The sequence below is a fragment of the Candidatus Paceibacterota bacterium genome (assembly GCA_035546035.1).
Taxonomy (GTDB): domain Bacteria; phylum Patescibacteriota; class Minisyncoccia; order Phycocordibacterales; family UBA6065; genus UBA6065.
The window spans coordinates 48,382-64,881 of record DASZXC010000001.1; the positions used below are offsets into that span (position 1 = coordinate 48,382).

The following is a 16,500-nucleotide window of genomic DNA, read 5'->3' on the forward strand; positions in this document are numbered from 1 at the left end:
ACGTTTGTTATTACGAAATTGATTAACGGCTATAGAACTCGATCACTTGCCCCAGATTGAAGAGGACTTCCGTCTGGTTGAACTTCGGCGCGGCGGTCATCTCGGCCTCTTTCTTGTCGTTGTTATATGAAAGCCATGTCGGGGTCGCGACCTTCTTCATCTTCTCGTCGAGGTCCTTGAAGAGAGGCTTTTTGAGGCTCGCAGGTCGAATAGCGATCTTGTCGCCTACCTTGATGGCGTACGAAGGGCTGAAGGTGCGGGCACCGTTGACCATGATCTGGCCGTGGGCAACCATCTGGCGAGCGGCGAGGCGCGTAGGAGCGATGCCGAGGCGGTATATGACGTTGTCGCAGCGGGTCTCGAGGCGCTCGTAAAGGGCCTGGACGGTGTTGACGCCCTTCTTGGCGACCGACTCCTTGACGTATTTCTTGAACTGGCGCTCCATGACGCCGTAGGTATAGCGAACCTTCTGCTTCTCGAGCATCGCGGTCGCGAATTCGCCTTTAGGGCGATATCCACCCTTGCCTCCCTGTCCCCCTTTGCGCTCGGCGCGGAGGGCGAACTTGGCGGTCTGCGTCTTCTCGAAGATATTTGCTCCGAGGCGGCGCGCGATCTTATATTTTGGTCCGTTTATCATGTTCGATATTAAAATTTATACGCGTCGAGGGCGTGGAGGACGCGGGCCGTTATGAGGCACAGGCGTGACGTCCTTCACCGACGAGATCGCGATACCCTTAGTGATGAAGCTTCGGACTGCGGACTCGCGACCCGATCCGACGCCCTTGATGACGACGGCGACCTCTTTCATGGCCATGAGCTTTGCCTTGTCGGCAAGGACTTCGCCCACCTTCGCGGCAGCAAAAGGAGTGCCTTTCTTAGCACCCTTGAATCCGAGGGCGCCGGCAGACGATTGCGCGAGCGCGTTGCCCGATGCGTCCGTGAGAAGGCAAAGGGTGTTGTTATAGGTAGACTGAACGAAGAGGACGCCGGTGTCCACCTTTTTCTTAGGAGCCTTCGCGACGGCCTCTTTCTTTGTTTCTGCCGCCGGCGCCTTCTTATCTTCGATCTTTTTCTTTGGTTCAGCCATGTTGGTGATTATTTCTTTTCAGCTACCTTTCGTCCGGTGCCCATGGTCTTGCGTGTGTTGCCGCGGCGGGTTCGGGAGTTCGTCTTAGTCCTCTGGCCGTTGACCGGGAGCGAGCGCTGGTGGCGAACGCCGCGATACGCCTTGATATCCTTGAGGCGCTTCACGTTGGAAGCGACTTCGCGTTTGAGATCACCCTCGATCTTGAGGCCTTCCATCGCCTTCTTGATGGCATTCTCCTCGTCGGCGGTCACTTCCTTGGATTTCTTGCTCGGCTGGACCTTCGCTTCGGCGAGAATCTCGAGGGCACGCGAACGTCCGACGCCGTAGAGCGCCGTGAGGGCAATCTCTATGCGCTTTTCGTCTGGAAGGGTGATGCCGAGGATTCGCATGAAGGCTGGGATTAAAAGTTTAGTTTGGGGGCTAAAATAAAAAATGAAAACGTCTGGAAACGGCGTTTTTATTCTGTAAGGGTCGGAGTTAGCATCCTAACATGTAGCCAAAAATAAGTCTAGCCCTGGCGCTGCTTATGGCGTGGATTCGACTTGCACACGACGTACACGTAGCCCTTTCGACGGACTACCTTGCAATTCGCGCACTTTTTCTTTACTGATGATTTTACTCGCATTTTGTTCGCTTTTTTACATCCTCTGAACGATCCTGCCCTTTCCTCCGTAGGGTTCGAGCTCCACTTTAACCTTGTCTCCGACGAGAACCCTGATGCGGTTCATCCTCATCTTGCCGGCGAGATACGTGAGTATCTGGTTGCCGTCTTCGAGCTCTACCCTGAAAAAGGTGTTCGGAAGGGCTTCGGTGACGACGCCCAGGACGCTTGGTTTGTTTTGATCTGCCATTGAGAACGTGAAAAGCAGTATAGACTAATAATAGAGCCTTGTAAAGGCGAGGCTTATATCGCCTCCTTGATCTCAATTTTATCGACGCCCTTCGGGAATGAACGCGACCAGAAGGGACGGATAGAGATGTCGGCTTTCTCTATCATAGGGAATTGCTGGAGTATCGAAGCGGTCGAGGAGCGCGATTGGCCGGCGAGAGCCTGTTCGAGGGCATCCGCATCATACACCCACTGGAACGTAGCGGCGCCGGAGATATGGAAGGAGACGCTGTCGGCATTCGGCTTGAAATCCTTCGGAGCAAAGGTCAGATTATCCGCATTCGGGACGGTGATCGGATCGTCTTTGTAATTTTTGATATAGGTCCGAGCGAGCGCGGCGCCGAGGTCTTCGCGATTGAATACGACGGCCGAGATCGTTCCCTCTTCCTTGATCACGACTTGGTCGCCGTCCGCCTCGTCGGGCAAGGCAGTGAATGCAATAGCATACGCCTTGTCGTAGAGAACCTGATCGGTCGTTTTTTTGGCCTGAACGGCCTTGAGAAGGTCGTCGGTGATCTTTTCCTCTATATCGGACTTAGCTTTGACACGGTCAGCGTCGGCGACGATCTTCTGAATGCCGTTAAAACCGCCGGCGAGAGGCGTCTTCGATCGCGCATAGAAGGAATTATAGCGAGGATCGCCCTTGAATCCCGGAATGGTGAAGTCTTTGAGGCCGACGTTGTATTTTTCACCTGCTTCGTCAGCCATGACTACAGCCTCGACGCTGCCCGGCGTAGTTCCCTTCTTGCCGGGAACGGTGACAGAGTCAGAGATGCGGTAGATAAGCCCTTCCGGCGTCGCGAATCGGGTATTTTTGATGAGGCGCTGCGACGCGGTGCTGTAATTGTTATAGATGACGATGGTTCCAGAAGCACGGGTCGAGACCTGCTTCTGACCGTTCGCCTTTACGGTCGCCATTGATTGCGTCGTAGCGGTCAACGGAGTGAAGGCGAGCTCGCCCGCGGCGGGCGATTTCTTGGCGACAAGATCTGCATCGGCCGTGAACGCGAGCGTTCGAGGCGTCGCGGTTACCGTCGCGCTGTGGAATATGCTCGTGACGAGAACCGCAAGAGCGACGACGATGAAGACGGCTCCGCCGAGGTACATAAGGCCGCGCTTGCTCGACGAGCGGCCGCGGCGCGACCTCTTGGCACGGCCCTGCTCGAATTCGTCGCGGGCCTTGCGGAGGCTTTCTTTCTCCTCTTCCTCGCGCTTCTTGTCTTCTTCGACTTCGCGTTCGGCCTCGCGCTCCCGTTCTTCATCCACGCTGCGCTTTTCAGCGGCCTCCTCGACGGCGCGCTGCTTTTCCCGAATCTCTTCCTGGGTTACCTCCTTCTTTCGGGCGATCCTTGGCGCGCGGGCAGGCTGCTTGGCGATCTTTATCTTTACGTTTTCTGCCCCATCGTCATCGATCGAGGCGACCCTATCTTCGCGCAAAGGGATATTCCGTATGGAACGGCTTCCCTTCGGTACGATATCTTGCATCGGTTTTCGTGCCATAGAATGTTTGCCTGATTATACACCATCGTGCACCCTCCCTGCGAATGCGGCGATAATCGCCATAAACGGATCCTTATCCGCACGTTTGCCGAACGTCACCAGCGGCTTCAATTTGTCGTGATTGACGAGCGTGACGAAGAACGGAGCCTCGCCGATGCCGAATTCGGAGACTTTTTCCGACCGGAGCGCGCGCATGAAGAACTGCACGAGATCGTTATTGATGACGACGAATATCTTCGTCGGGAGCGAAGCGCCGCTCGATGCCTTTTCGAGCACGTCTCTGAAGCCTTTCATCCATTCGTCGCCGGCCGTTTCCATGATCGGACGGAGCTTGCCCTCGACGGATTTGTCGGCGCGGCCTTCTTCGACCAGACGGACCAAGGACGTGGCTTCGGCCGCCGAACCGCCAAGAGCTTTTCGTATGCGGCGGATGATGAAATGGCGGCCCAGCGGAAAGCTCGCGGTTTCGGATATAAGCCCGTTCTGGACGATGGTCACGTCAGATATCTCCCCGCCTATATCGAGGAACATGAAATCGCTCTCTTCGTGGAATGCGTCGCGGATAACGGAAAACGAAGAGAGAGCGAACGAAAAAGCCTTGGTGTCTTTCGGATGATACGCTTTCACTGACACTTCGTTCACCTTTTGATACAGAGAGGCGGGAATGAGGCTCGTGAGAAACGATATGTCCGCGCTATGGGCCTTCTTTCCATACGGATCGCTGACCTGATATCCGTTCAGCCGTATGTCTATGACCTTATGCTCGATGACTTTCAATCCCTTGAGAGCATTTTCATTGTCGCCGACCATTTCGGTCTCGAACATCTTTTCGTGGGTCGCGACGACCTTGTCTACCTGCTCTTTGGTCAGGGCAAACGGCTCGCTTTCGCGGAGCGTGACGACCTTGGTCTCCGTGACGGTCCACGGCGACGAGAACACGTATACGACGTGGCGGATGCGCCGGGCCGATGCAAGCCCGCCGAGCTCGGTGAATTTGAGATGCGCGAGGCCTTCTTTCGAAAGCCTCTCGTTTACGAGCTTCAATGCATCGAGCATTTCGTTCATGAAGCGCTCGGGATCCACGTCTCCCCGGTACGGGATCGGTTCGCGGAGCGTGTATACGACGTGAGGCGTTTTACCGTGCTCGAACCTGACGAGACCCGCGCCCACGGACGCGGTCCCGATGTGGAATACGATGCCAAGCTCGGCGTGAGGACGGAATAGGGAGAACATGGTCTTATTATAGACCAAAAAGAGGTACGAGCTAAGGCTAGCTCAACACCGCTTTGATGCGGCGGACACCCGCAGAAACTGCTTCTTCTTTCTGGATCTTGAACGTGCCGAGCTCTTTGGTGTTCATGACGTGCGGACCGCCGCAGAATTCCTTGGAATATGCGCCCGCGAGATCGTCGCCGATGTAATAGACAGACACGACATCGCCGTATTTGTCGCCGAAGAAATGATATGCGCCCGTCTTGAGAGCTTCCTCTTTTGGAAGCTCTACCTTATTGACCGGGAGCGCTGCCTTGATTTTTGCATTCACGATGTCTTCAACGCGCTTTTTCTCGTCATCGGTCATCTTCGCCGTATGGGTAAAGTCGAAACGCAAACGTTCAGGCGTGATATTCGAACCCTTCTGCATAACATGGTCGCCAAGCACTTCGTGGAGCGCCTTGTGGAGCAAATGGGTCGCCGTGTGATAGCGGAGCGACATATCGGATGTGTCGCCGAGACCGCCTTTGAATTTCTGCTCCGCGCCGGCGCGGGAGAGGTCTTGGTGCTTTTTGAATTCGATCTCGTAAGCGCCGCGGTCTACGACGAGGTCCTTGCCCCGCGCAAGCTCGATGGTCATGTCTATAGGAAATCCATAGCTCGAAAAGAGCGTGAATGCGTCGGTAGCGGTTACTTTTCCTGTCTTAGCAAGCTTTTCGAATTCTTTAACGCCCTGATCGAGAGTCTTCGCGAACTTATCAGCCTCTTTCGATATCTCATCGATGATCGTTGCCTCGCCCGATTCGATATTCGGATAGAAAGCGCTGAACTGCTCGACGAGGATGCCGATCAGCGTCTCGACGGACGATCGGTCGAGCTTCTTGGCATCGGTATTGAATACCATGCGGCGAATGATGCGGCGCAGAACATAGCCCTGATCGGTATTCGCAGGGACGACCCCGTCGGCGATCATGAATGTCGCGGTACGGATGTGGTCTGAAATGATGCGCTGGCGACGGATATCGCCTGCCAACGTTTTTGCGATAGCCATGATAGGCGCGAATATATCGGTCTCGAACACATTCGATTTCTTCTGGAGCACCGTACAGACGCGCTCGAAGCCCGAACCCGTATCCACGTTCTTTTTGGCGAGCCTGCCGACGATCTTTCCGTCCTTTTTCTCGTACTCCATGAATACGTCGTTCCAGATCTCGACGACTTTCTGCGCTTCGTCGGCGGCGTCATATTGTTCAGGCGTCAGATCGCCCAATCCTTCGGGAGTAAGGTCATAGAACATCTCGGAGCACGGGCCGGTCGGGCCGGTCCACGTGTCTTTGCCCGGTTCTTTACTCTTGACCGCGGGCCACCAGTTCGCCGATGCGCCCTTGAAATAGATGCGATGCTTTGGCATGCCGACCGATTCCCAGATACGCGCAGCCTCGTCGTCGCGCGGGGCATTCTCATCGCCGGCGAATACTGTCACGTAGAGGCGCTTCGGGTCGAGACCGAATCCTTCGGTTTTCGACGTGAGCAATTCATAGCTCCATGCGATCGCCTCTTCCTTGAAATACGAGCCGAGCGACCAGTTGCCCATCATCTCGAAGAACGTCAGGTGCGTATTGTCGCCGATATCGTCTATATCGCCCGTGCGGACGCATTTTTGAAAATCAGCGAGCCTGTCGCCCTGCGGGTGCGCCCTGCCCATGAGATACGGGACCAAAGGCTGCATGCCCGCGGTATTGAAAAGCACCGTCGGGTCGTTTTCAGGCACGAGAGAGGCCGAAGGTATGATGGCATGCCCCCTCTTTTCGAAAAAGGCCAGGAATCGTTTGCGGACTTCGGCTGATGTCATAGGGCTAATCTAGCATTATTCGGCCTTATCATTCAACGAACGCAGCCATGCGCGGTATTTAGCGTCCATCGCTTCGAATCCTTTGGAATTGTCGGCGACTTTCTTTTTGCCGTGGACGAGAGATATCTTAGCGTCGAGGCCTATCCTCCCTTTCTGCTTCGGCACCGATTCGAGGCGTTCGATCTTGCGTCGCGCCTCGGCGACGACCGTATCGAGCGGGCGCGTCACCTCATGAAGGAACGCGGCGGGGCTGAACGCCTTGCCCGTCGCCATTTTGATGAATCTCTTTGACGGATATTTTGCGGCGAACTTCCAGACTTTTTTCATCTCCTTTCCGACGTTCGGGTTATCCACGATGTATCCGTATTTCTTGAAAAAGTATTCGCGCCACTGGAATACGCCGAGCTCGGCCAATGCATAGCCGTGATAGTAGGCGGAACTTTCCCATGAATATATATGGGGGATATTGAGCGCCATGATCGAATCTTCGGCGCGATCGAAATATTTTCGGAACATGTCGCGGGCTGTCTTGAGGACGAAATCCCTGGTCGGGTTTTTCGCCTCATATACACGCTTTTCATATTCAGAGACGAACATGATGCTCATAAGGCCGAGCGGCATCAGAGGATAGACTTTGCGAATCTTCCGCTCGTAAAGATCGAACGGATAGGCTTTGCCGTCCTTGGTACGGGCATAGCGCATCTTCCATTCGACGGATGACGATATCGAATCCATGAACATGCTCTGAGTCTCTGCCCATGAAACCGACTGCGGCGGATATTCGGTATTTATGCAGACCTGCCGTTCGGTCGAATTCAAGAGATGCGCCGCATGGCCGCCTTCATGAAAAAGCGTATGCAGGCCTTCGATGCCTGAGCCGATCTGCCCCGGTATGGCATTGCAGGTGAAATCGCTCCGACCCGGAACGCGCTTTGAACCCTCATACCCGACCAGCTTCGGCCAATGGCAGAAGCCGTTATTGTATTTTCCTTTGCGATCGAGGAGATCGAGACGTATCTCGCCGCCCGCGAAATCGACGCCGAGGCCTTGAAACGTCCTGCCCCAGTACATGAGAGCCTCTTCGAAGCCGAAATACGGATCTTCTTCCTTGATGAAACTGCCGGCCATCATGTGATTCATGTTCCAGGGCTTTCGGAGGCCGGGCATGGCCTTTTCGAGCTCGCGGATACTCTTGAACGCATATTTCGTCTTCTTATATATAGAGTCGAATATAGAAAAGAGCTCCTTCATCGTCATATCCTCGTCTTGCTTGAGCTTGTAGGCATAGAAATCGCCATAGCCGAGCTCGCGCGCGAACCGATTGCGCTTTGCGACTAATTCCACATAGAGATCGAGCGTCGTGAGCGGCAATTTTTGGATCGCATCGAAGCACGCCTTTCGGACGGCCTCGTCGGGATTGGTCGAGATGATACTTCCCATCTTATTACTCGACGCTTCGACGAACGCCCCCGTCTTCGGATCAGTATAGCCTTCGGTCCTCGTGGTCTGGATCTTGTGGATCTTCGCTTCGATCTCGGCGATCTCCTTGCGGAGAGGCGCGAGCTTCGCCGGCGTCTGATAGAGGCTGAAGAATCGCTTCCATTCCATTAAAGCCGCGCGGGTCGGGCCTTTCGCCTTGGCGAGATATGCGCCGGTCTTTTTAGCGAGGCCGGCGTTTGCCCTGAACGCATCGCGTGCCGCCTGGGCGTCGAGCATTTTCGCGTTCATCGCATGGTCGCCCATATGGAATCTCCAAAAAGCCTCTTCGTATGCCGTATGAAGCTTGGCATAGGTCTCGTTCAAATATTTCAGGAATTCGTTCATAAGCGTCTGTGCCAGGTTATATGTATTTCTTAAGGACTTTGAAATCTTCGAGGAGCTGGCCTTTCATCCCGCCGTTATAGAGCGCGACCGCGGGATGGTACAAGGCCACGACGGTCACTTCGCCGTATGATGCCGTGCCCTTGAACTCCATGCCGTGGATTTTCGAGACGCTCTGCAGGACGGAGCCGAGGCCGTATCTCTCGAATATATATTTCATAGAATGGCGGCCGAGCGTCGCGATGACGCGGGGCTTCATTATTTCGATCTGCCGCTCGAGGAACGGCCCGTAGAGAGCGATCTCTGCGGGTTCAGGGTCGCGATTGCCCGGCGGGCGGTCTTTCACCAGATTGGTGACATAGACTTTGGCGCGGTCCATGCCGATAGACGCGAGCAATTCGTCGAGGAGCTTGCCCGACCTGCCGCAGAAAGGCTTGGCTGTCTTCGCTTCATTCTCGCCGGGAGCCTCGCCGACGAACATGAGGTGCGCCTCGTGGCTCCCCTCGCCTATCACGGGGAAATATTTGTTCTGGGTGCGATATGCATAGAGCGGCGACTTTTTGAGGCTCACGACATCGTCGCGGATCTTGCGGAGCTCGTCGGTATTGGACATAGGATTAGTATAAACGGAGAAAGAAAACTGCACACCCTAGCTCGGGGTGTGCAGGAAATCTTTGGCATGATGATCGACGAAGTGGAGAATGAGCTCTTGCTTCGTCGGTTCATGCCCGAGGTCCCGGCGCGCTTCTTCGATATGTTCGGGAGACAAGGCCTGCAGCGTCTGCAGTATATTGTCTCTCATGATCTCGAGCTCTTGCCGTACATGGCTCGTGATATTCGCGTTCGCGAGCCTCTTCATGCATTCGGCCAGGCCCATACGGAGCCGCGCCTGAGGAGACGCTAGGTTTTCCATAGATCGAGGGGTTGGGGTTGAGGTGTAGGGTTTCCGTCTCTTTCTAGTATACACCTTCCGCGCGGAGCAAGGCGGCCTTGGCTTCGGAGCCTTTCGCGCCGCCTCGAATGCCGTTATATCCGCCGATCTTGCCGTCGGATCGCACGACGCGGTGGCACGGGACCGACGTGTCGGCATTGTTCGCCATGATCATGCCCACGGCGCGGGCCGCGTTGGGATTACCGGCACGCAAGGCGACTTCTTTATACGAAAGCGTCTTGCCCTTCGGTATGTCGCGAACGACCTTCTCCACCCGCTCCTTAAAGGAGCCTGTCTGATTTGTTATCATCGTTTTTTAATTTAAGTTGGACGTCACGGGCGAATTTTCGGTACATGCAGTGCTCGCAATTGGAGGACGGCGATGGCAGCTTCTCGGCGTCGAGGCACTTCTTGGCCTTCATGATAGCATCCTCGACCCAAGAATCGTCGCCGACGTGCTCGATGAGCGTGACGTCGAATTCGAGCTTCGCGTCGAAGGCTTTTTTGTCCTTGCGGCCGTTCACGTATACGAAGTAGCCCGTGTCGGAGACCTTGAATCCCTTGCGGCGGAGAAGCCATTGGTATACCTCCATCTGCCGCTTGTACTGGCGGTCCCAGCCGGAATCAGAGAGCGTCTCTATCTTTCCGTCCTTAGACGTCGCTTTGTAGTCCACGACAATGAGCTCCTCTTTCGGATTGATCCAGACGTCGTCGATCGCGCCGCTGATCGTCAGTCCCGAATTCGGGTCTCCGTACTGGATGCCGGTGAAATTCGTTCGCCAGTCTTCCAGGTCCTTGTGAGCGAACGGAACGGCCTTCACGCCGTATCTTTCCATGAGCGGATGCGCCGTCTTGCCGGCGCGATGTATATCGAATTCTTTTTTAAGGAGCTCGTCGACGGCGATGTTCAGCGTGAACGACGGCCCGCGCGGGCGCGACACGCCGAGCTTGTTGTCTAGGTAGAAACAGAGCGGGCATTCCATGAAAAGGTCCAGCTTCGAACGCGAAAGCTTCCACTTCGGCCCTCCGTAGTTCCAGTCTTTGCTCCGTATCTGCAGTTTTTTGACGTATTCGGCCATCTTGCTTGGAAATTCTTTAGAAAATCTTACGCGCACAGATGCTCGATCTCGAGCAGGACCTGCTTCACCTTTTCCCGCGGGATGCCATAGCTTACCAGATTGCCGCCGTGGGCCGCTACCTGCTTGCAGAGCACCATGCCCGCATCCAGAAGCGTCCGCTTTTCGGTCTGGGATAGGCTCGTCAGAGACGTGAGCGGATGCAAGCCTGATTCCTGGATGAGGTCTTCGAGATTACCTTTAGCCGGATAATTCCAGCCGACGAGCGACAGCCCCTTGCATTCAGCGTAGTGGATGGCCGTATCGGTGAATTTGGTATTAGTGAAGAGCTGGAACGAAGATATCTTACGCTTCACGCCGCCGAAATCGTATTCGCCGTCCTTGAGGTCGTCCCAGCGCGCCTTCACATAGAGCGCTACCTTCAGATCGGATTTGACGCCGTATTCGTTATGGAATTTCGCTTCGACCATGGCGAGCCCCTTTCCCTTCCACGCGACGACGTCCACTTCGTGCGGAACGCACGAGCCATAGACGATCTGATCGGTGAGGGCTTCGTACCCTTCTGATTTGAATATCTCGGCGATGAATTTCTCGAACGGGAAGCCGTTCGGGCCGAGGTCGGCGATGGCGCGCTTCATGGAATATCGCGCGGCGACCGGCTGGGCATGTTTGCGGAGCATTTCGAACGCATGGCGGTAGAGCTCTGCCGTGGTCGTCCCGGCGACGAGGTCGCGCTCGACGTGGCGGAGCACGTTTTCAGCCTGGTCTTTCGACGCGCCGGCCTTGCGGAGAGAGTTGACGAGCTTGGCCGGGTCGAAAGCCTCCTGTTCTCCCGTTGCTTTAACGATCAAAAGGGGGGACATGCCCTGATTATAGCACTATGCCGCCGCCGAGACAGACATCGTTTTCATAGACGACGATAGATTGGCCGGAAGCGACGATAAGAGGCGCTTCGAATATGATCTTCGAGCCTTGGACCCTGCAGGGCATGCGTTCGCCGAGATGGCGGATGCGGGCTGCGTACTTCTTCCCCGCTTCGGGTCTAACCGAGATCCAATTGATAGAGCCGAGCGCGAATTCTCCTTTCTCAATGGGCAAAGCGCCCGAGGGCGATCGGTGAGAGACGGTAACGATATTTTTTGCAAGATCGCGGGCGATGACATAATACGGCTCGTCATTCGGAGTCGTCGTCACGACGCTGAATCCGTGGCGTTCGCCGAGGGTCAGGAACATCGCGCCATCGTGCGAACCGATGACACATTCCTTCTCGTCGATAACGTTCCCGCGCTTCGGCGCGATGTAATGTGAGAGGAATTCCTTGATATCGACTTTTCCTATGAAGCAGAGGCCCTGGCTGTCCCTTTTTTCCGCTACAGGCAGGCCAAATCTACGCGCGAGACGGCGCGTCTCCGATTTTTCCATGCCGCCGACGGGAAAAAGGGCCTTTGATAGCTCGCGGCGCGTCAGAGTCCACAGAAAATACGACTGATCTTTGCCCTGGTCCTTTCCGGCGACGAGTTCGTAGCGGTTTTCCTCGCCTTCCGCGAGACGAACCTGCACATAATGCCCCGTCGCAACCCAGACATCTTCGCCTGCGGCGCGCTGTCTCATCGCCCAGTCGAAGAATCCGCCGAATTTCACGTGACGATTGCACATGATATCGGGATTCGGCGTCCTTCCCGCCCGATATTCGAAGATCATGTGGTCCACGACTTCCTTTTTATATTCTTTTTCCAGATCGAGCGTCACGAACGGGATGCCGAGATGCGCGCATACGCGCATGGCGTCGAGGCGGTCTTCGCGCCAGGAACATTCCATCCAGTCGGGCTGCCAGACTTTGATGAAAACGCCCGTCACGTCAAAGCCGCGCTCTTTTAACAGGGCGGCGGATACCGACGAATCCACGCCGCCTGACATGCCGACGAAAACCCTTCTTTTTGGCGCGCTTGGTTGACTAACCATGCCTCATAAGTACCATTAATCGAAACGTTCTTCAACCTAAACAATAAAAGAAAGGCTACGCCTCATGAGTGTCAGATGTTTACCGATAGAGCACGGCCGACCGGGATTCCGAACGGTCGGAGAGCCGATTCCCGAACCAAGCAAGGTCATCGTCGGCGATCCGCCGGCCCTCGCGCCGTTCAAGGTCACGTTCGAGCTTTATGGCGGCGAGGATGAGAAAAAGGATCCTACCAAGACCTCGCCGGAGCATATCAAGCGATCGATGGAGAAAGCCTATAACCAGAATCTCTGCGGCGAATTCTGGATCAGGCCTGACGGATCGCTCGTCCGGAGCATGTTCTGGCGGGACATCATGCAGAAGACGATCCTGCAGAAGCCCGTCGTGAGCCTTCGGATCGACTGCTCGGACCTCATCACGGCGCTCATGCTCACGAGGCTCGCCGCGTATTCCGGACCGGTGAACCGCATCGATTCGGGATTCAGCTGCGAATCCTGGCGCCTCCTCCTTTCCTGCAAGGAAAGCCCGGAATGGAACGACCTTCTCCTCTTCTTCGACGGCAGGTTCGTCCTCAAGAGCGTCCTCCTCGAAGCAGTGAAAGGAAAAGCCTGCTGATCGTATATGCCGGATGCGAGCCGCGCGTCATCGCGCGGCTTTTTTATGCGGCTCCCTATCCAAAACTAAAAATCCAGATACTTCGCCTTGTTCAGGACGTGCTCGTCGAGGGTGACCGCATAGTGCATGTTGCCCTGGTCATCGGAGAGATAGAAATAATATTTCGTCGCTATCGGGTGGATAGTCGCATAGATAGCGTCGAGACCAGGATTGGCGATGGCCGTCGGCGGCAGGCCTTTGTGTATATAGGTGTTATACGGAGATTCGATGGCAAGGTCGGCGGCCGAAAGGTCGCGGCTGTCCTTCTCGCCGTTCACAAACGCGAACGCAGAATCCACCTGCAGAGGCATCCCTTCATCGAGGCGCTTCCAGAGGATACCGGCGATCGTCCTGCGCGTCTCGGCCGTTCTCGCTTCTTCCTCGATGATGGAAGCCATCTTTATGACGTCAGCGGCAGGCCTGCCGAACGCCTGCATGTCTTCGTCGAGCGTCTTGATGCGGTCCTGGTAATTCGCGAGCATGGCGTCGACGATATCTTGCGCCGTCACGTTCGGCATAAGGAAATACGTGTCGGGAAAGAGATGCCCTTCGTGCCCGGCGGCGATCTTCATGAAATCGGACCTATCGAATCTGATGAATCTCTTTTCGGCCGCGAAGATGTCGGCGATCTCTTTGGAATTGAGCCCTTCCGGCACGGTCACGCGGATATTGACGAATTCAGAGACGCTGTGCGTGAGCCTCCAGGCGATCCATACGGCGTTCTCGGGACGGGAGAAATAATAATCGCCTGCTTGTATACCCTTCGACCCGCCGAAAAGCACGACGAGGGATTTAAATGCGAATTCAGAGCGTATCGCTCCCCTCTTTCCCAATATCTCGGCCGTTCCCGAAAGGCTTTCCCCGCGGGATATCGTGACGGTTGCATCGGTCACGGCTTCGGCCTGAATACCGGAAGTCGGCGCAAGGAATCGATGGTATCCGAGCGTCAGGATGATAACAAAAAGAGCTCCGGCAATGACGAGGTTCTTTCGAGACACATTCCGGGAGAAGCGTCGCTCGGGAGCCGGGAGAAGCTCCTCGCGCGGAGGCTCCGGGATGTATTTAAGCGATCCTGAATCCATGCTATACGGGAAGATTGTGAGGAGCGTCCGCGCGCTTCGACGGTATGCGATGGAGGCCCGGCGTCTTGACCGCGCTTCCGGGGAAATGATAGAGAGTGGCAAGCTCTTCGGTGTTAAGGATCATCGGCTTCTGTTTCGGGAATTCGGCGCCCGTATACGGCGGATGAAAGAACGATCGCGCGCAATACATGTCGAATATGCCCTTTTTCCATTCCGCGAGCTTTTTCCCGTCCTTGTCCTGCCATGGATACGGGAATTCAGCGGCCATCGGCATGAGTCCGTTCAGGTTGTTCGACCCGAACGGGCGGAACGAGCCTTTGATGATGCCTACGGACAGGCCGCCGCGGCCTTTCGGGATGACGTTTATGCCGCGCACGCCGACGTCGAGGCCGTATTTGCCGATCGACCGCTCGATCGCCTTGACCGCCTCCTTCTGGGATTCGGTGAGGCGCTCCATATGCACGACCTTCTTGCCGTCCTTCTCTTCGGTGACGTCCTTGGCGATCTTGGCGATCTCTTCTTTCGCCGCGACGATCCACGGATCAGGCTGCCGCTTGTTGAAATGGTTCTTCTCGGCCACGTGCGCCCGGGCGATGAACTGGAACCACACCTGGTCTTCTTTTTTGATCGAAGCCATGACTTCGATGAGGGCCGCGAGAGGATCGACCTTAAACTCCTCTTTCGGATCGTCTGAGAGGCCGTAATCCACGTACGTCTTTATCGGGTACGGATCAGGCTTGGTCGCCTTGTATTCGCAGCAGTATATGTCGTATTTGTCGAGATTGAGGGCGACCTTTTCGGTATAATCCTCGACCTCATGGATGGCGACGTCGGGATACGAGGCGTATATATTGGCCACGAGGAAATTCTTCTGGCCGTCGAAGCACCAGATAAAGAACCTGATCTCCCCGTCTATCGAGCAGAGCTCGAGCGAGCACCACGGACGAGCCTTGCCTTCCCAATATCGCTCGATGACCGTTCCCTCGCCGCCGGTCTGGATGAGGGAATTCAACACGAGCTCCATAGCGGCAGGAGACTTGTACGTCTCCTGCGGAAGCTTGATCTCGAGCACGGTCTTCTTCTGCTTGAGCACCCAGGCGAGACGCACATAGGCGACCCAGACATTCCAGGCGTATTCGATGAGGAGCGCAGGCACCCAGAAGACGGCGAAATACGCAACCCATCGGAACGTCTCCGGAAGAGCGGTCTGAAGCGTAAAATCGAGAAGGGACTGATAGATAGTCACCTCTGGATTATAACAGAAAAGACAGCTTCCTCGAAAAGTCCGCGTCGCGCGCGGAGAGCCCTTTCTCAAAAGCTGTCTTTTGTGCCCTAAGCTACCGCTGAATACCTGCCCTCCTTATCCTTCTTGAAATACTTCGGGTTCTGGAGATTCACAAGGATCGTATTCTCCTTCACGTACCGCTCCTTCATGACCTTCTCGACGATCTCTTTTTTAGTGAGGGGACCGTTCTTGTCTATGATCTTCTTGATGACATCCTTCACCACACCCGACATATAGCCCCATTCAGAGAGCGCGTAGAGCCCGCGGCCGACGAGGACGAAGCGAGGGTCCTTGATAAGCTCGTTGTGAGTGGTCGCGACATGAGCCTTCTTGTCGAACATCTTTTCGATCTGCTTCGCCACCTCGCGAAAGTGAATCGGCGAGCCGTGCTTCCTGATCACGAGAAACGCGTAATCGCGCATGCCCTTTGCCTTGATGTTCGGAGAGTGAGATACGCCCCATTCGCCGAGAGGGTTCTTGCCCACCTTTTTAGAGAGAGAAAGCCATCGCTTGAGGATCTCTTCGTTCCGGTACTGGTCGTTGAGACCTTCGATGTGGTTGAGGAAGGTGTCGATCATCTCCGATTCGGGGATGATGTCGTCATCTTTGAGGTTCTTGTAGAGCTTCTTGAGGGCATCTTCGACTTTCTTCGAAGTATCCTCGTCTACATGCCATCGGTGCTTGAAATGGTCGTCCTCTTTCTGCCACTTGAACGCGCGGCCGAGCACGAGGAGGAAATATATATGGTTCTGGATAGAGGCGTCCTTGGAAACAGAATCGAGAAGGTCCTCTTCGGCCATGACGCCGCCCAATTCCCGCATCATGCCTTCGAGCTCCTTGAAAGCCGCGGCCTGGGCTTCGTATTCCTTCGATTTCTGGATGTTCGAGATAGCGTAGTTCTCGATCTGCCGGACACGCTCGCGGGTGATGCCGTATGTCTTGCCTATGGCCTCGAGCGTCATCTTCTTGGCGTCCTTGCCGAGGCCGTAGCGCTTCACGATGACCTCCTGGGCGCGGTCAGGGAGGCTCTTGAGGAGCGCTTTGACGACCTGCTTTGGCTTGAGGGTGAGGCTCGTGGTCATAATCGTTACTTTGTTTGTATCATTGGTTTGATAGTAAGTCAAGATTAAGGCGCTGTCAATGGGCCTGTC

19 protein-coding genes are annotated in these 16,500 nt (G+C 55.4%); 1 reads left to right on the forward strand and 18 read right to left on the reverse strand.

Annotated elements, in window-relative coordinates; translation table 11 throughout:
* Positions 1–22: 22 nt before the first annotated feature.
* From rpsD to mnmA, 15 genes are all read right to left on the reverse strand, one after another.
* Positions 23–637 (reverse strand): 30S ribosomal protein S4, encoded by a 615-nt coding sequence (gene rpsD / locus VHE10_00220; protein ID HVU06214.1) that lies wholly within the window; start codon positions 635–637, stop codon positions 23–25.
* A gap of 15 nt (positions 638–652) precedes the next feature.
* Positions 653–1,087: a 30S ribosomal protein S11 gene (gene rpsK, locus VHE10_00225; GenBank protein ID HVU06215.1), complete on the reverse strand. Its 435-nt coding sequence runs from the start codon at positions 1,085–1,087 to the stop codon at positions 653–655.
* A gap of 8 nt (positions 1,088–1,095) precedes the next feature.
* On the reverse strand, positions 1,096–1,476 hold the full coding sequence (rpsM, locus tag VHE10_00230) for a 30S ribosomal protein S13 (protein ID HVU06216.1): 381 nt from the start codon (positions 1,474–1,476) through the stop codon (positions 1,096–1,098).
* Positions 1,477–1,595: 119 nt separating this feature from the next.
* Positions 1,596–1,712 carry a 50S ribosomal protein L36 gene (rpmJ, locus tag VHE10_00235; protein ID HVU06217.1) on the reverse strand — a complete coding sequence of 39 codons (117 nt, stop codon included), beginning with the start codon at positions 1,710–1,712 and terminating at the stop codon, positions 1,596–1,598.
* 13 nt (positions 1,713–1,725) lie between these two features.
* Entirely contained in the window at positions 1,726–1,938 is a 213-nt protein-coding gene (infA, locus tag VHE10_00240) for a translation initiation factor IF-1 (protein ID HVU06218.1), read from the reverse strand.
* A gap of 53 nt (positions 1,939–1,991) precedes the next feature.
* Complete coding sequence (locus VHE10_00245) at positions 1,992–3,476, reverse strand: hypothetical protein (protein HVU06219.1); 1,485 nt, start codon at positions 3,474–3,476, stop codon at positions 1,992–1,994.
* A gap of 15 nt (positions 3,477–3,491) precedes the next feature.
* Positions 3,492–4,709: a hypothetical protein gene (locus VHE10_00250; protein ID HVU06220.1), complete on the reverse strand. Its 1,218-nt coding sequence runs from the start codon at positions 4,707–4,709 to the stop codon at positions 3,492–3,494.
* A gap of 37 nt (positions 4,710–4,746) precedes the next feature.
* Positions 4,747–6,540 carry an alanine--tRNA ligase gene (locus VHE10_00255; GenBank protein HVU06221.1) on the reverse strand — a complete coding sequence of 598 codons (1,794 nt, stop codon included), beginning with the start codon at positions 6,538–6,540 and terminating at the stop codon, positions 4,747–4,749.
* Between the two features lie 15 nt (positions 6,541–6,555).
* On the reverse strand, positions 6,556–8,364 hold the full coding sequence (locus VHE10_00260) for a M3 family metallopeptidase (GenBank protein HVU06222.1): 1,809 nt from the start codon (positions 8,362–8,364) through the stop codon (positions 6,556–6,558).
* 16 nt (positions 8,365–8,380) lie between these two features.
* A complete protein-coding gene (locus VHE10_00265) occupies positions 8,381–8,974 on the reverse strand; it encodes a uracil-DNA glycosylase (protein HVU06223.1) in 594 nt (197 codons plus the stop codon).
* A 36-nt stretch (positions 8,975–9,010) separates the two neighbouring features.
* A complete protein-coding gene (locus VHE10_00270) occupies positions 9,011–9,274 on the reverse strand; it encodes a hypothetical protein (protein HVU06224.1) in 264 nt (87 codons plus the stop codon).
* A gap of 43 nt (positions 9,275–9,317) precedes the next feature.
* On the reverse strand, positions 9,318–9,602 hold the full coding sequence (locus VHE10_00275) for an MGMT family protein (protein HVU06225.1): 285 nt from the start codon (positions 9,600–9,602) through the stop codon (positions 9,318–9,320).
* Entirely contained in the window at positions 9,574–10,371 is a 798-nt protein-coding gene (locus VHE10_00280) for a PD-(D/E)XK nuclease family protein (GenBank protein HVU06226.1), read from the reverse strand. The genes VHE10_00275 and VHE10_00280 overlap by 29 nt, the downstream gene beginning before the upstream one ends.
* A gap of 26 nt (positions 10,372–10,397) precedes the next feature.
* Positions 10,398–11,231, reverse strand: coding sequence for an ATP cone domain-containing protein (locus VHE10_00285; protein ID HVU06227.1), 834 nt, complete (start codon positions 11,229–11,231; stop codon positions 10,398–10,400).
* Positions 11,232–11,238: 7 nt separating this feature from the next.
* Complete coding sequence (gene mnmA / locus VHE10_00290) at positions 11,239–12,330, reverse strand: tRNA 2-thiouridine(34) synthase MnmA (protein HVU06228.1); 1,092 nt, start codon at positions 12,328–12,330, stop codon at positions 11,239–11,241.
* A gap of 64 nt (positions 12,331–12,394) precedes the next feature.
* Here mnmA and VHE10_00295 point away from each other — a divergent pair, with 64 nt between their 5' ends.
* On the forward strand, positions 12,395–12,943 hold the full coding sequence (locus tag VHE10_00295) for a hypothetical protein (protein HVU06229.1): 549 nt from the start codon (positions 12,395–12,397) through the stop codon (positions 12,941–12,943).
* Between the two features lie 65 nt (positions 12,944–13,008).
* On the opposite strand, the gene mltG is transcribed toward VHE10_00295, so the two are convergent.
* From mltG to VHE10_00310, 3 genes are all read right to left on the reverse strand, one after another.
* On the reverse strand, positions 13,009–14,064 hold the full coding sequence (gene mltG / locus VHE10_00300) for an endolytic transglycosylase MltG (GenBank protein ID HVU06230.1): 1,056 nt from the start codon (positions 14,062–14,064) through the stop codon (positions 13,009–13,011).
* A 1-nt stretch (position 14,065) separates the two neighbouring features.
* Positions 14,066–15,310 (reverse strand): hypothetical protein, encoded by a 1,245-nt coding sequence (locus VHE10_00305; GenBank protein ID HVU06231.1) that lies wholly within the window; start codon positions 15,308–15,310, stop codon positions 14,066–14,068.
* 86 nt (positions 15,311–15,396) lie between these two features.
* On the reverse strand, positions 15,397–16,431 hold the full coding sequence (locus VHE10_00310) for a sigma factor-like helix-turn-helix DNA-binding protein (GenBank protein HVU06232.1): 1,035 nt from the start codon (positions 16,429–16,431) through the stop codon (positions 15,397–15,399).
* Positions 16,432–16,500: the final 69 nt, after the last annotated feature.

Bases quoted from the DNA above. Each gene is read 5' to 3' on its own strand.
- VHE10_00265 (HVU06223.1), bottom strand. From the start codon at position 8,974: ATGTCCAATACCGACGAGCTCCGCAAGATCCGCGACGATGTCGTGAGC.
- VHE10_00295 (HVU06229.1), top strand. From the start codon at position 12,395: ATGAGTGTCAGATGTTTACCGATAGAGCACGGCCGACCGGGATTCCGA.
- VHE10_00280 (HVU06226.1), bottom strand. From the start codon at position 10,371: ATGGCCGAATACGTCAAAAAACTGCAGATACGGAGCAAAGACTGGAAC.
- VHE10_00260 (HVU06222.1), bottom strand. From the start codon at position 8,364: ATGAACGAATTCCTGAAATATTTGAACGAGACCTATGCCAAGCTTCAT.
- VHE10_00275 (HVU06225.1), bottom strand. From the start codon at position 9,602: ATGATAACAAATCAGACAGGCTCCTTTAAGGAGCGGGTGGAGAAGGTC.
- rpsD (HVU06214.1), bottom strand. From the start codon at position 637: ATGATAAACGGACCAAAATATAAGATCGCGCGCCGCCTCGGAGCAAAT.
- rpsM (HVU06216.1), bottom strand. From the start codon at position 1,476: ATGCGAATCCTCGGCATCACCCTTCCAGACGAAAAGCGCATAGAGATT.
- VHE10_00270 (HVU06224.1), bottom strand. From the start codon at position 9,274: ATGGAAAACCTAGCGTCTCCTCAGGCGCGGCTCCGTATGGGCCTGGCC.
- mltG (HVU06230.1), bottom strand. From the start codon at position 14,064: ATGGATTCAGGATCGCTTAAATACATCCCGGAGCCTCCGCGCGAGGAG.
- VHE10_00245 (HVU06219.1), bottom strand. From the start codon at position 3,476: ATGGCACGAAAACCGATGCAAGATATCGTACCGAAGGGAAGCCGTTCC.
- rpsK (HVU06215.1), bottom strand. From the start codon at position 1,087: ATGGCTGAACCAAAGAAAAAGATCGAAGATAAGAAGGCGCCGGCGGCA.
- rpmJ (HVU06217.1), bottom strand. From the start codon at position 1,712: ATGCGAGTAAAATCATCAGTAAAGAAAAAGTGCGCGAATTGCAAGGTA.
- VHE10_00285 (HVU06227.1), bottom strand. From the start codon at position 11,231: ATGTCCCCCCTTTTGATCGTTAAAGCAACGGGAGAACAGGAGGCTTTC.
- VHE10_00310 (HVU06232.1), bottom strand. From the start codon at position 16,431: ATGACCACGAGCCTCACCCTCAAGCCAAAGCAGGTCGTCAAAGCGCTC.
- VHE10_00255 (HVU06221.1), bottom strand. From the start codon at position 6,540: ATGACATCAGCCGAAGTCCGCAAACGATTCCTGGCCTTTTTCGAAAAG.
- mnmA (HVU06228.1), bottom strand. From the start codon at position 12,330: ATGGTTAGTCAACCAAGCGCGCCAAAAAGAAGGGTTTTCGTCGGCATG.
- infA (HVU06218.1), bottom strand. From the start codon at position 1,938: ATGGCAGATCAAAACAAACCAAGCGTCCTGGGCGTCGTCACCGAAGCC.
- VHE10_00250 (HVU06220.1), bottom strand. From the start codon at position 4,709: ATGTTCTCCCTATTCCGTCCTCACGCCGAGCTTGGCATCGTATTCCAC.